This window comes from Streptomyces sp. NPDC049879 (assembly GCF_044461265.1).
Classification (GTDB): domain Bacteria; phylum Actinomycetota; class Actinomycetes; order Streptomycetales; family Streptomycetaceae; genus Streptomyces.
In genome coordinates this window covers 663,306-676,745 of sequence record NZ_JBITKT010000004.1, presented here as the reverse complement: position 1 = coordinate 676,745, position 13,440 = coordinate 663,306, and the positions used below count along the sequence as shown (strand labels likewise).

The 13,440-nt window shown below is 74.5% G+C and carries 11 protein-coding genes; 7 read left to right on the top strand and 4 right to left on the bottom strand.

The features are described from left to right. Window positions 1–84: 84 nt before the first annotated feature. On the top strand, window positions 85–498 hold the full coding sequence (locus ACIBPC_RS17865; RefSeq protein ID WP_362968380.1) for a helix-turn-helix transcriptional regulator: 414 nt from the start codon (window positions 85–87) through the stop codon (window positions 496–498). Window positions 499–572: 74 nt separating this feature from the next. On the opposite strand, the gene ACIBPC_RS17860 is transcribed toward ACIBPC_RS17865, so the two are convergent. Further along, window positions 573–5,303 carry a DEAD/DEAH box helicase gene (locus ACIBPC_RS17860; RefSeq protein ID WP_398845574.1) on the bottom strand — a complete coding sequence of 1,577 codons (4,731 nt, stop codon included), beginning with the start codon at window positions 5,301–5,303 and terminating at the stop codon, window positions 573–575. 115 nt (window positions 5,304–5,418) lie between these two features. On the opposite strand from ACIBPC_RS17860, the gene ACIBPC_RS17855 reads away from it, so the two are divergent. The 6 genes from ACIBPC_RS17855 to recX all read left to right on the top strand — a co-directional run bounded on the left by ACIBPC_RS17855 (window position 5,419) and on the right by recX (window position 9,619). Next, window positions 5,419–6,255 carry an AraC family transcriptional regulator gene (locus tag ACIBPC_RS17855; protein ID WP_362968382.1) on the top strand — a complete coding sequence of 279 codons (837 nt, stop codon included), beginning with the start codon at window positions 5,419–5,421 and terminating at the stop codon, window positions 6,253–6,255. Window positions 6,256–6,325: 70 nt separating this feature from the next. After that, window positions 6,326–7,099, top strand: a complete 774-nt coding sequence (locus ACIBPC_RS17850) for an AzlC family ABC transporter permease (protein WP_398845570.1) — start codon at window positions 6,326–6,328, stop codon at window positions 7,097–7,099. Then, window positions 7,099–7,410 carry an AzlD domain-containing protein gene (locus tag ACIBPC_RS17845; RefSeq protein WP_398845567.1) on the top strand — a complete coding sequence of 104 codons (312 nt, stop codon included), beginning with the start codon at window positions 7,099–7,101 and terminating at the stop codon, window positions 7,408–7,410. The genes ACIBPC_RS17850 and ACIBPC_RS17845 overlap by 1 nt, the downstream gene beginning before the upstream one ends. Window positions 7,411–7,429: 19 nt before the next feature. Continuing rightward, window positions 7,430–7,624: a DUF3046 domain-containing protein gene (locus tag ACIBPC_RS17840; protein WP_362968385.1), complete on the top strand. Its 195-nt coding sequence runs from the start codon at window positions 7,430–7,432 to the stop codon at window positions 7,622–7,624. Window positions 7,625–7,810: 186 nt separating this feature from the next. Further along, on the top strand, window positions 7,811–8,953 hold the full coding sequence (gene recA / locus ACIBPC_RS17835; protein WP_362968386.1) for a recombinase RecA: 1,143 nt from the start codon (window positions 7,811–7,813) through the stop codon (window positions 8,951–8,953). A 3-nt stretch (window positions 8,954–8,956) separates the two neighbouring features. Beyond that, on the top strand, window positions 8,957–9,619 hold the full coding sequence (gene recX, locus ACIBPC_RS17830) for a recombination regulator RecX (RefSeq protein WP_398845564.1): 663 nt from the start codon (window positions 8,957–8,959) through the stop codon (window positions 9,617–9,619). Between the two features lie 383 nt (window positions 9,620–10,002). Here the strand turns inward: recX and ACIBPC_RS17825 are convergent, their stop codons facing one another. The 3 genes from ACIBPC_RS17825 to ACIBPC_RS17815 all read right to left on the bottom strand — a co-directional run bounded on the left by ACIBPC_RS17825 (window position 10,003) and on the right by ACIBPC_RS17815 (window position 13,274). Then, complete coding sequence (locus ACIBPC_RS17825) at window positions 10,003–11,607, bottom strand: FAD-dependent monooxygenase (RefSeq protein ID WP_398845562.1); 1,605 nt, start codon at window positions 11,605–11,607, stop codon at window positions 10,003–10,005. A gap of 78 nt (window positions 11,608–11,685) precedes the next feature. Next, window positions 11,686–12,603, bottom strand: coding sequence for an amino acid ABC transporter permease (locus ACIBPC_RS17820; RefSeq protein ID WP_398845560.1), 918 nt, complete (start codon window positions 12,601–12,603; stop codon window positions 11,686–11,688). Next, on the bottom strand, window positions 12,600–13,274 hold the full coding sequence (locus ACIBPC_RS17815) for an amino acid ABC transporter permease (protein ID WP_398845557.1): 675 nt from the start codon (window positions 13,272–13,274) through the stop codon (window positions 12,600–12,602). Before ACIBPC_RS17815 ends, ACIBPC_RS17820 begins: the two co-directional genes overlap by 4 nt. Window positions 13,275–13,440: the final 166 nt, after the last annotated feature.

Below are 13,440 nucleotides of genomic sequence, written 5' to 3'. Positions count from 1 at the left end.
ATCGCTCCCCGCGCGGGGGGAGTCCGAGGCGGTACGGTGGGGCATGAAGCAAGCGAGGCCAACGGTCCGAGGAGGGAGCCACCGATGATCCTGCTCCGTCGCCTGCTGGGTGACGTGCTGCGTCGGCAGCGCCAACGTCAGGGCCGCACGCTGCGCGAAGTGTCCTCTTCGGCCCGGGTCTCCCTCGGCTACCTCTCCGAGGTGGAACGGGGGCAGAAGGAAGCGTCATCGGAGCTGCTCGCCGCCATCTGCGACGCGCTCGACATGCGGATGTCGGAGCTGCTGCGCGAGGTGAGCGACGAACTCGCTCTCGCCGAACTGGCCCAGTCGGCCGCGAGTGACGCGGTGCCGTCCCTCGGTGCCGCCGGCCGGGGGCTCGGGGAGCGTCCGATGCTCAATCCGGTCCGCGTGCCGCGTGTGTCCTCCGTCACCCACCGCGCCGACGACCACGTCACGATCAAGGCCCCGGCCGAGGCCGTGGACGTCGTCGCCGCCTGACCCCCGCCCGTTCCGACCCCTCCCGCCCGCGCCTCCGAGAGGCGCGCGCCCCCGCGGCCCGGCCCCCCGGCGCGTCAGCCCCGGAGGCGGAGCCCGCGAGGCGTGGCGTGGAATCCCGCGGCCTCCAGCAGCCGGACCCAGAACGGGTCGCCGAGGACCGGAGAGCCGTTGACCCGCTCCACCGTGAGCGTGCCCAGAGCGCCTGCTGAGGCTGCCCGGACCAGCTCCCCGGCCGCCGTGCGCCAGATCTCCTCGTGCGCCTCCTGGCCGTCGCCCTGCGCCCACGCGAGCAGTGTCCTGCCGCCGCGCTCCACGTAGAGCACCAGCTCTCCCCCCACCAGCACCACCAGCGCGCCCGCCTTGCGTCCCGGCTTGTGCCCCGCGCCCTGCGGCGCCTCCGGCCACGGCAGCGCCGCCCCGTACGCGTTCGCCGGATCGGCGGCGGCCAGCAGGACCGCCTGCGCCGCCGTGTCCGGGCGTGCGCGCTCCGTGGCCGTCCCGATGGCGCGCAGCCGGTCCACGGCCCCGTCCATCGCGAACTGGGCCGCTCCCAGCCCCTCCACGACATAGCCGCGCCTCGCCTGGCCGCTGTCCTCGAAGGCGCTGAGGACCCGGTAGGCCGCCGAGAAGCCGCCCTGCACGCCCTCCGCCGCCACCGCGCCCCGGGTGACCACCCCGTGCCGGTCGAGGAGCGTACGGGCCAGGGCGTGCGCGCGCAGGGTCGTCTCCGGCTCGCGCTCGGGCAGCAGGGACCAGCGTCCGCCGACCGTGGGCGGGCCCGTACGCCCCGCCGTGGGGCGCCGGGCGCCGCCGGTGCCGACGGCGAACGAGCCGTACCGCCCGCGCGGGGTGGCGCGGCGTGCCCGGTGCGCCGTGGCGCCCGCCGTGCGGCCCGAGCCGAGGAGGGCGCGCAGGGGGCCGAGGGTGTCGTTCGTCAGCCGCCCCGACCAGGCGAGGTCCCAGACGGCGTCGGCGAGCGCCGTGTCGGACACGGGCTCGCCGGGGGAGCCGACCCGTTCGGCGATCTGGCGGAAGAACAGCCCGTAGCCGCCGGAGAGCGCGTCGAGGACCGCCGTGTGCAGGGGCGTCAGCTCCAGTGGGCGCGGCGGGGGCAGCAACAGGGGGGCGCTGTCGGCCGGATGGAGAGCGATCCAGCCGTCCTTGCCCGGCAGCGCGCCCGCGCCCGCCCACACGACCTCGCCCGAGGCGGTCAGTTCGTCCAGCATGGCCGGGGCGTAGCCGGAGACGCGGGAGGGCAGCACGAGCCGTTCGAGCGCGGACGCGGGCACCGGGGCGCCCTGCAACTGCTCGACGGCGCGCAGGAGTCCGTCGATGCCGCGCAGTCCGCCGCGGCCGCCGGGGGCCGTGACGTTCTGCCACTGGGGCAGGAACGCGGCCAGGGCGGCGGGCGGCACCGGCTCCACCTCCTGCCGCAGCGCGGCCAGCGAACGCCGCTTCAGCCTGCGCAGGACGGCCGGGTCGCACCACTCGTGTCCGGCGCCGTCCGGGCGGAACTCGCCCTGCACCAAACGCCCGTCGGCGCCCAGCCGCCGCAGCGCGCCGTCCACGACCGCCGTCCCGAGGCCGAACCGCTCGGCGGCCGACGCCGACGTGAAGGGCCCGTGCGTGCGGGCGTACCGGGCGAGCAGGTCGCCGAGCGGGTCCTGCACCGGCTCGGTGAACGCCTCGGGCACCCCGACGGGGAGGGCGGTCCCCAGGGCGTCGCGCAGCCGTCCCGCGTCCTCGATGGCCGCCCAGTGCTCGGCACCGGCGATCCGCACGCGGATCGCGCGCCGCGCGGCGGCCAGTTCGGCTGCCCAGACGGTGTCGGCGCCGCGCTCGGCCAGCTCGCCGTCGGTCAGCGGGCCGAGGACGCGCAGGAGGTCGGCGACGCCCTCGGCGTCGCGGACGCGCCGCTCGTCCGTCAGCCAGGCCAGCTCGCGCTCCAGCTCAGCGAGGACCTGCGGGTCGAGCAGCTCGCGCAGTTCCGCCTGGCCGAGCAGCTCGGCCAGCAGCCGGGAGTCGAGGGACAGGGCGGCGGCGCGCCGCTCGGCCAGCGGCGAGTCGCCCTCGTACAGGTACTGCGCGACGTAGCCGAAGAGCAGGGAGCGGGCGAATGGTGACGGCTCCTGGGTCGTCACCTCCACCACCCGGACCCTGCGGGCCTCGACGTCGCCCATCAGCTGGACGAGCCCGGGGACGTCGAACACGTCCTGGAGGCACTCGCGGACGGCCTCCAGCACGATGGGGAACGAGCCGAACTCGCTGGCGACGGACAGCAGCTGGGCCGCGCGCTGGCGCTGCTGCCACAGCGGGCTGCGCTTGCCGGGGCTGCGGCGCGGCAGCAGCAGGGCGCGCGCCGCGCACTCGCGGAAACGGGCGGCGAACAGGGCCGAGCCGCCGACCTGTTCGGTGACGATCTGCTCGACGTCGCCCCGGTCGAAGAGCACGTCGGCGGTGCCCACCGGCGCCTGGCCGTCGTCGTACGCGGCGTCGCGCGGCCCGGGGACGGCGCCGCCGTCCGTGCCGCCCATGCCGTCCGTGCCGTTCATGCCCTCGACGCCGCCCGCGTCGAGGGCGAGCACGTCCATGTCGGGGAGCCGCAGGACGATCCCGTCGTCCGCGTGGGCCACCTGGGCGTCGAAGCCGAAGCGCTCGGTGATCCTGGCGCCGAGGGCGAGGGCCCAGGGGGCGTGCACCTGCGCGCCGAACGGGGAGTGGATCACGACGCGCCAGTCGCCCAGTTCGTCGCGGAAGCGCTCGACGACGACGGTGCGGTCGTCGGGCAGGTGCCCGCACGCGCGGCGCTGCTCGTCGAGGTAGGCGAGGACGTTGTCCACCGCCCAGGTGTCCAGGCCGGCCATGCCGAGCCGTTCGCGCGCGGCCTCCGCCGGGAGGGCGCCGACCTCGCGGACGAACGCGCCGAGGGCACGCCCGAGTTCCAGCGGGCGCCCGAGCTGGTCGCCCTTCCAGAAGGGCAGCCGTCCCGGCACTCCGGGGGCGGGCGAGACGAGCACGCGGTCGCGCGTGATGTCCTCGATGCGCCAGGACGTCGTGCCCAGTGTGAAGACGTCGCCGACCCGGGACTCGTAGACCATCTCCTCGTCCAGCTCGCCCACCCGGCCGCCGCCGCGGCGCGGGTCCGCGCCCGCGAGGAACACCCCGAACAGGCCGCGGTCCGGGATGGTGCCGCCCGAGGTGACGGCCAGCCGCTGCGCGCCCGGCCTGCCGGTGACGGTGTGGGCCACGCGGTCCCACACCAGGCGGGGCCGCAGTTCGGCGAAGGCGTCGGACGGGTAGCGCCCGGCGAGCATGTCGAGGACGGCGTGGAAGGCCGACTCAGGGAGCGCCGCGAAGGGGGCGGCGCCGCGCACGGCGGTCAGCAGCTCGTCCACGTCCCAGCTGTCCATCGCCGTCATCGCGACGATCTGCTGGGCCAGCACGTCCAGCGGATTGGCGGGGACGCGCAGCCGCTCGATCTCCCCGCCGCGCATCCGCTCGGTGACGACCGCCGACTGCACGAGGTCGCCCCGGTACTTGGGGAAGACCACGCCGGACGAGACGGCGCCGACCTGGTGTCCCGCGCGGCCCACCCGCTGGAGCCCGGAGGCCACCGACGGCGGGGACTCGACCTGCACGACGAGGTCGACGGCGCCCATGTCGATGCCCAGCTCCAGGCTGGAGGTGGCGACGACGGCGGGCAGGCGGCCCGCCTTGAGGTCCTCCTCGATGAGGGCGCGCTGCTCCTTGGAGACCGACCCGTGGTGCGCCCGCGCGAGGACGGGGGGCGCGCCCCTGGCCGCGCCCGACCCGCCCATCAGCTCGGCGGGGGAGTGCTCCTCGGGCAGGGATTCGCCGGTGGCGCGCTGGACGGCGATCTCGTTCATCCGGTTGCACAGCCGCTCGGCGAGGCGGCGGGAGTTGGCGAAGACGATGGTCGAGCGGTGGGCCTGCACCAGGTCCACGACGCGTTCCTCGACCGAGGGCCAGATCGAGGGCTGCTCGCCCGAGCCAGGCGCGTCCGGCACCGGCGAGCCGCCCAGCTCGCCCATGTCGGGGACGGGCACGACGACGGACAGGTCGAAGACCTTGCCCGAGGGCGGCTGGACGATCCTGGCCTTGCGGCGCGGCGACAGGAACCTGGCCACCTCGTCCACGGGGCGCACGGTGGCGGACAGCCCGATGCGCCGCGCGGGGCGGGGCAGCAGGAGGTCGAGCCGTTCCAGCGACAGCGCGAGGTGGGCGCCCCGCTTGGTGCCCGCGACGGCGTGCACCTCGTCGAGCACCACCGTCTCCACGCCCGCGAGGGCCTCCCTGGCGGCCGAGGTCAGCATCAGGAACAGGGACTCGGGCGTGGTGATCAGGATGTCCGGCGGCCTCCTGACGAGGGCGCGGCGGTCGGTCGCCGGGGTGTCGCCCGTCCTGGTGCCGACGCGGATGTCCGGCTCGGGCAGCCCGAGCCGGACGGCCTCCTGCCGGATGCCGGTCAGCGGGCTGCGGAGGTTCCGCTCCACGTCGACGGCCAGCGCCTTGAGGGGCGAGATGTACAGGACGCGGCAGCGCTTGTGCGGCTCGGCGGGCGGCGGGACGGTGGCGAGCCGGTCGAGCGAGGCCAGGAAGGCGGCCAGCGTCTTGCCCGACCCGGTGGGCGCGACGACGAGGGCGTCGGACTCCTCGGCGATGGCCCGCCAGGCGCCCTCCTGGGCGGCCGTGGGCGCGCGGAAGGCGCGCGTGAACCAGGCCCTGGTCGGGGCGGAGAAGCCCGACAGCGCCGATTCCGGGTCCGGGGTCGCCGAGGTGTGCATGTGCCCATCGTGCACCCACCCACTGACATCACCGGCGGCGTCACGGCCGCACCGCCGGTCGCGCGCGAGCCCGCGCCCGGCCCGTGGCCCGCGCGGTGCTCGCACAATGGGAGCCATGACCTCCGCCGAACAGGCCCGCCACTGGCGCTTCGCGGGACTGCCCGACGTCGACCTGCTGCGGGCGGCCTACGTGCGGCACAACTTCTCCCGGCACACGCACGAGACGTTCGTCATCGCCGCCATCACCTCCGGGGCCGAGGCGTTCCACTGCGACGGCAGCCTGGAGCGCGCCGGGGCCGGCGCGCTCGCCCTCGTCAACCCGGACACGCCGCACACCGGGCACGCGGCGGTGCCGGAGGGGTGGCGGTACAGCGTCCTGTACCCGGCGGCCGACCTGGTCGCCGGGATCGGGGCCGACCTGTGGGGCGTGCACGGCAGGACGGGGTTCACGACGGCCGTGCTGGACGACCCGGGGGCGGTGCGGCTGGTCGCGGGGGTGCTCCGGGCGGCGGACGAGAGGAACGCGCTGGCGGCCGACAGCCTGACGCGCGCGGTCGTGGCCCGGCTGCTGCTGCGGGCGGGCGGCGCGCTGCCCCGGCGCACGGTGCCGGGGCCCGGCGCGCGGGTGGCCGAGCGCGCCCGCGACCTGCTGGAGGCCCGGCTCACCGACCCGCCCTCGCTGGCCGGGCTCGCGGACAGCCTCGGCGCCCGCCCGTTCGGGCTGCTCCGCGCCTTCCGCGAGCGGTACGGCCTGCCGCCGCACGCCTGGCTCACCGACGCGCGGGTCAGGCGGGCCAGGGCGCTGCTCGACGCCGGTGTACGGCCCGCCGACGCGGCGGCGCGCGTCGGCTTCACCGACCAGTCGCACCTGCACCGGCACTTCGTGCGCGCGGTCGGGGTCGCCCCGGGCGCGTACCAGCGGGAACGGCGCGGCGCGGGCCGGACGGCCTGAGGCGGCGGCGTACCGGGGCGGTGCAAGAACGTACAAGACCGGGCGCCGGACCGGTCGTTAACGTACGCGCATGATCGAGAACTCGGTGGCGAACGGACAGGAGCGCCCCCCGCCGGGCCGTGCGGCGAAGTCGGTGGCGCGCGACGCGGCAGGCGTGGGATTCGCCGTGGGACTGTCCGGGTTCGCCTTCGGCGTGACAGCCGTCTCCAGCGGTCTCAGCGTCCCCCAGGCGTGCGCGCTCAGCCTGTTCGCCTTCACCGGCGCCTCCCAGTTCGCCCTGGTCAGCGCGCTCGCGGCGGGCGGCTCGGCGCCCACGGCGGCGGCCGGCGCGCTCTTCCTCGGCCTGCGCAACTGCTTCTACGGCCTGCGGCTCTCGGCGCTGCTGCGGCTGCCGCGATGGCTCCGCCCCCTGGCCGCGCACTGGGTGATCGACGAGACGTCGGCCGTCGCCTTCGCCCAGCGGGACCGCGCGTCCGCCAGGACCGGCTTCGCGGTCACCGGCGTGACGCTCTACCTGTGCTGGAACCTGACCACCCTGGCGGGCGCGCTCGGCGCCGGTGCGCTCGGCGACCCGGCGGCCTGGGGCCTGGACGCGGCCGGGCCCGCAGTCTTCCTCGCCCTGCTGGCCCCCATGCTGCGCGGCACGACCGAACGGGCCGCGGCGGCCGGCGCCGTCCTCCTCGCCCTGGCCGGGCTCCCGCTGCTCCCGGCGGGGGTGCCGGTCCTGGTCGCCGGGCTGGCCGCGCCGCTGGCGCTGCTGGCGACCGGCCGCCGCGGGGGGAGCGGCGCGACGGCGGGAACCGGAGTGGACACGCGCGCGGACGCGGGAACGGAGGCGGTGTGATGGCGGTCTGGACGGCGATCGCGGTGACGGCGGTCGGCTGCTACCTGGTGAAGCTCCTCGGCCTGTCGGTGCCCGCCGGGGCGCTGGAACGGCCCGGTGTCCGGCGGCTGGCCGCCCTGCTGCCGGTCGCGCTGCTCGCGGCGCTCACCGCCCTCCAGACGGTGGACGACGGCGCGGGGGGCCTGACCCTGGACGCGCGGGCGGCCGGGGTGGGTGCGGCTGCTGTCGCGCTGCTGCTGCGGGCGCCGTTCCTGCTGGTGGTGGCCGTGGCGGTCGCCGTCACCGCGGGTGCGCGGGCGCTGGGCGGATAGGGGGCGCGATACTTGGCCCATGCGGTTGACGGACTTCTGGCAGCGGATGACGGAACACTTCGGGGCGGCGTACGCGGACTCCTTCGCCCGGGACCACGTGATGTCCGGACTGGGTGGCCGGACCGTGTGTGAGGCACTCGACGCCGGGTGGGACGCCAAGGATGTATGGCGGGTCGTCTGTACGGCCATGGACGTGCCTCAGCGCCTTCGATAGGGCGTCTGACCTGCGCTTTTCCTGGTTATCCACAGGCTGGGGCGCTCGCTTGACACGAAAATCGAACAGCCATTCTCATGGGGGGTGCGGGACGGTGCCTGGCGGCGTCAGTACGCCGGTTGTCAGTGCCAGGCGCTAGCGTCCGTGGATGTGAAGCGATCGAATCAGACGGACCGGGTGGCACCCATGGCAGGTACGGACCGCGAGAAGGCGCTCGACGCCGCTCTCGCACAGATTGAACGACAATTCGGCAAGGGCGCGGTGATGCGTCTGGGGGAGCGGCCGAACGAGCCGATCGAGATCATCCCCACCGGTTCCACGGCCCTCGACGTGGCCCTGGGGGTCGGCGGGCTGCCGCGCGGCCGGGTGGTCGAGGTCTTCGGCCCCGAGTCCTCCGGCAAGACGACCCTCACCCTCCACGCGGTGGCCAACGCCCAGCGGGCGGGGGGCACGGTCGCCTTCGTCGACGCGGAGCACGCGCTCGACCCCGAGTACGCCAAGCGGCTCGGCGTGGACGTGGACCAGCTGATCCTCTCCCAGCCGGACAACGGCGAGCAGGCCCTGGAGATCACGGACATGCTCATCAGGTCGGGCGCCCTCGACCTGATCGTCATCGACTCGGTCGCGGCCCTGGTGCCGCGCGCGGAGATCGAGGGCGAGATGGGCGACTCCCACGTCGGCCTCCAGGCCCGGCTCATGAGCCAGGCGCTGCGGAAGATCACCGGCGCGCTCAACCAGTCCAAGACCACGGCGATCTTCATCAACCAGCTCCGCGAGAAGGTCGGCGTCATGTTCGGCTCGCCCGAGACGACGACGGGTGGCCGCGCGCTGAAGTTCTACGCCTCGGTGCGGCTGGACATCCGCCGTATCGAGACGCTGAAGGACGGCACCGACGCGGTCGGCAACCGCACGCGCGTCAAGGTCGTGAAGAACAAGGTGGCCCCGCCCTTCAAGCAGGCCGAGTTCGACATCCTCTACGGCGTCGGCATCAGCCGTGAGGGCGGGCTGATCGACATGGGCGTCGAGCACGGCTTCATCCGCAAGTCCGGTGCCTGGTACACCTACGAGGGCGACCAGCTCGGCCAGGGCAAGGAGAACGCCCGCAACTTCCTGCGGGACAACCCGGCTCTCGCCGACGAGATCGAGAAGAAGATCAAGACGAAGCTCGGTATCGGACCGAAGGCCGAGGAGGCCGGGGAGGAGCCGGGCAAGGACGCGGCGGCGGACGCACCGGCCGTTCCCGCACCGGCCACCGCGCCCGCGGTCGCTCCGGCGGCCAAGGCGTCCCGGGCGGCCAAGCCCGTGGCGGCAGCGGCGGCCAAGAGCTGATCCATGACCCGGCGCAGTGAATGGCCGGAGTACGCGGCGCACGACGGTGGTTCCCCTCCGTCCCCCGCTTCCGGTACGGCGGGGTCCCGGGGCGCGGCCCCGGCCGCCCGCCGGGACCGGAGCGGGGGCCGGGAGGGGGCGCGGGACCCGGCCCCGCGTGACCCGGTGGAGCGGGCGCGGGCCATCTGCCTGCGGCTGCTGACCGGTTCGCCGCGCACCCGGCGGCAGCTGGCCGAGGCGCTGCGGGCGAAGGACGTGCCGGAGGACGCCGTCGCCGTGGTGCTCGACCGCCTGGAGGAGGTCGGGCTCATCGACGACGCCGCGTTCGCGGACGCGTGGGTCGAGTCGCGGCACCACGGGCGCGGTCTCGCCCGCAGGGCCCTGGCCCAGGAGCTGCGGGGCAAGGGGGTGGCACCGGCCGTCGTCGAGGAGGCCGTGGGACAACTGGACAGCGAGCGGGAGGAAGCGACCGCGCGGGCGCTGGTCGACCGGAAGCTGCGTGCCACGCGCGGACTCGACCGGGAGAAGCGCATGCGGCGGCTCGTCGGGATGCTGGCCCGCAAGGGCTACTCCCAGGGCCTCGCCCTCCGCGTGGTCAGGCGGGCCCTGGAAGAGGAGGGCGAGGACGGCGAAGCGGTCGAGCGGTATTTCGCCGACGACGTCTGACCCGGCGCGGGACCGGTCGGCTGCTGTGATGCCGGCCGTGATGCTGGCCCCGTCACCTGCCCGACGCGAACCGGGTCTCCCGGTGCTGGGTCCGGCGAGGCGTGCGGCTGGCCGAGGCGTGTACGCGGCAGGGGACCGGTCGTGCGGCTGTCCGGGCGGCGCGCCGACCAGGAAGGTGCCGAGGTCTTCTGCGAGGAGGCTGCCCTGCTCGCGGCTCCCTCCCCGGCTTGGCCGCCGGGGTTCCCGGTACGAGCCGCGCACCCGCGCCTCGCGGGCGTACGCACCGGAAGGCCGCGGGCGGCCGGATGTACCTCCGGGGATGGCCCCAGGTACGCCGTCGGTGCCGCCACGCCTACGAAGGCGATCTGCCTGTCCGGGCGGGTTCAGGTGTGGCGCGGGGAGTGCCCGTTCTCGGGGCCCCCGGACGAGGCGGAGACCTCCGGTGCCGTGGTGCCGCGCAGCGTGCGTGCGCACATGGTCAGGGACTCGTGGTCCCCTGCGGGTACGGCGGCGGCGAGGTGGCCGTCCGGGCGGACCAGCAGCAGGGTGTGCGGGCCCGTGCCCGGGTAGTTCTCGGCGACCAGCAGTTCGGCCGGGAGGGGCAGGGACCTGGCGGCCGCCGCCAGATCCGGCATGAGGCCGGCCCGCAGCCAGTGCTTGGCGTCCCAGACGCCCGCGCCCGGCGCGGTCAGGACCAGGAGCAGCGGACCGCCGAGCCGCTCCCGCAGCCGCGTACGCGTCCCGTCGAGCGCTATCACCGGCACGTCGGCGGCATGGGCGCCCGGCGGGGTGGCGGACGGCAGCGTCCGCAGCGGCTCGCAGGCGATCGGGGAGGCGGCGAGCACCGGTGGACCGCCCAGGGCCCCCTGGCCGACATGGGCGTCCGAGAGCAGCGTCAGCCGGTTCCGGCCCCGGCCCGTCAGACGCGCGGTGAGCCCGCCGCCGCGTACCAGCGGCAGTGCCTGGTCCACGGCCCGCAGCCGGGCCGCCACGAGGGTGCGGCGTTCGGCCTCGTAGCTGTCGAGCAGCGACTCGGCGTACCCGTCGTGGCAGGCGACCGCGAGTTTCCACGCCAGGTTCGCGGCGTCCCGCAGTCCCTCGGCGACCTGCTGCGTGCCGAGCGCGCCGAGGAGATGGGCGGCGTCCCCCGCCAGGAACACCCGCCCGTCGCGCCACCGGCGTGCCAGGCGCTGGTGGCAGAGGTGGACGCCGCTGTCGAGCAGCTCGTATGGCGGGATCTCGCCGTCGTGCCAGGCGGCGAGCGTGCCGTGGACGCGGTCGAGGATCGTCTCGGGGGTGACGAGCGTGCCGTCGGCGGGGAGCGGCCAGTCCAGCCGCCAGCGTCCGCCGCTGAGCGGGCGTACGGTCACCTCGCCCGAGGAGAGGCCCTGGTGGAGGCCCGCTTCGCCGGGCCAGGGCAGTTCGGCGCGCAGTGCGGCCACCGCGTACCGTTCGACGCCGGTGCGCCCCGGGAAGGGCACGTTCATCAGCTTGCGGACGGTGGAACGGGCGCCGTCGCAGCCGACGAGATGGCTGCCGCGCAGGGTCCTCGCCTGGGCCCGCAGGCCCTCCGGCGCCCGGCGCACGGTGTGGACGACGACGTCGCTTCCGCGCTGCTCGTAGTCGGTCACCCGGTGGTCGGGGACGATCCGGACGAGTTCCCGCTCCGCGACGGCCGCCCGGAGCGCGGTCTCCAGCACGTGCTGGGGGAGGTGGCGCGGCGTGCCGTCCGGGGGGAACTCCTCCTCGGCCAGCGTCCGTCCGCGGTGGGTGGTCCGCCAGCCGGTCCACGGCGCGGCCTCCCGTGCCACGCCCGGGAGATCCGTCCACCCGAGGGTGTCACCGGCCAGCACGCAGGTGCGGGCCGGGCGCGTGGCCGGGGGCGCCTCCGCGCCGTCGAGGACGACGGACGGGACGCCGTACCCGGCCAGGGCATGCGCCAGCGCGAGCCCTGTGGGGCCCGCGCCGGCGATGATCACGGGCAGCACAGGACGTAGTGCAACCCAGTCGGTGATCACGCGTCAAGTCGATCAGGAGACAACCTGGAGCTGTCCCTCACCCGCACGTCATTGAGCTGATCCTCCGGCGACCGTCGCCGTCAGCTGCGAGGGCGCCGACGGGTCCAGACCGCCGGGAGCGGCCGTCACCGCCGCACCTGTGGTGCGCTTGCCGCGTCTCGCCTTCTTCTCCAGCCAGGAGGCGAAGGAGGTGAGCAGGAAGTTCAGCGCGATGAAGAGCACTGCCGCCACCACGTAGGCCGCGATGGTGTTGGAGTAGTTCGTCGCGACCAGGCGGGAGTTGCTGAGCAGTTCGCTGTAGCCCAGCATGACGCCACCCAGAGTGGTGTCCTTCACGATGACGACGAGCTGGCTGACGATCGCCGGGAGCATCGCGGTGACGGCCTGCGGCAGCAGGACGATGGTCATCGTCTGCCCCTTGCGCATGCCGATCGCGCGGGCGGCGTCGTGCTGGCCCGTGGGCAGCGTCTTCACACCGGCGCGGACGATCTCCGCGAGCACCGAGGCGTTGTACAGCACCAGGCCGGTCACGACCGCGTACATCGGCCGGTCCTCACGGCTCACGTCCGACCACTGGAAGTACGCCTCGTTGGCGAACAGCATGAGCAGCAGGACCGGGATGGCACGGAAGAACTCCACCACGACGTCGCACGGGCGCCGTATCCACCAGTGGTCCGACAGGCGGCCGATGCCCAGGATCGCGCCGAGGGGGAGCGCGATCACGAGCGAGAGGAAGGCGGCCTTCAGGGTCTCCTGGAGTCCCGGCCACAGGTAGGTCTCCCACACCCGCGAGTCGGTGACGAACGGGTCCCACTTCGCGCCGTCGAGCTGGTTCTTGTCGTTGAGGGCGTTCACCACCACCCACAGCGCCAGCAGGAGCACGGCGATGAACAGGACGGCGAGAGCCGCGTTGCGCCGCTTCGCCCGGGGGCCGGGGGCGTCGTACAGGACGGACAGGTTGGTCATCGCTTCACCGCCAGGCGATTGGCCACCCAGCCGAGGAACAGGCCCATCGGCAGAGTGAGGATGATGAATCCGAGGGCGAACACCAGGGCGATCGGAATCGTCTGTGCCTCGTTCTCGATCATCTCCTTCATCAGGAGCGACGCCTCGGCCACGCCGATGGCCGCGGCGACCGTCGTGTTCTTGGTGAGGGCGATGAGGACGTTGGCCAGCGGGGCGATCACCGCGCGGAACGCCTGCGGGAGCACGATCGTGCCGAGGACCTGGGTGAAGGGCAGACCGATGGCGCGGGCGGCCTCGGCCTGTCCGACGGGCACCGTGTTGATGCCGGAGCGGATGGCCTCGCAGACGAAGGTCGAGGTGTAGACGATGAAGCCGAGGACCGCCAGCCGGAAGTTGATCGTGCTGACGTCCCCGTCACCGAACATCTGGATGCCCAGCGTCTGGTAGAGGCCGAGCGAGCAGAAGACGATGATCAGGGTCAGGGGAGTGTTGCGGAGCAGGTTCACGTACGCCGTGGCGAAGCCACGCATGATCGGCACCGGGCTGACACGCATGCCCGCCAGGATGGTGCCCCAGATGAGCGAGCCGACCGCGGAGAAGAAGGTCAGCTGGATCGTCGTCCAGAACACCCCGAACAGGTCGTACCGTTCGAGATCGAGGAAGTCGAACACGGAATCTCTCAGTTTCGACTAGAAGGTGCGGAGGAGTGCGGCGCGCCCCCCCCCGGGCGGGGGGGCCCCCCCCGGGGGGGGGGGCCCGTCCCCAGGCCGCCGGGAAAACCGGGGCCGGCGCGGCGGGGTTGTTTGGCCGGCCCCAATTTTAAACCACGCCCCGGTC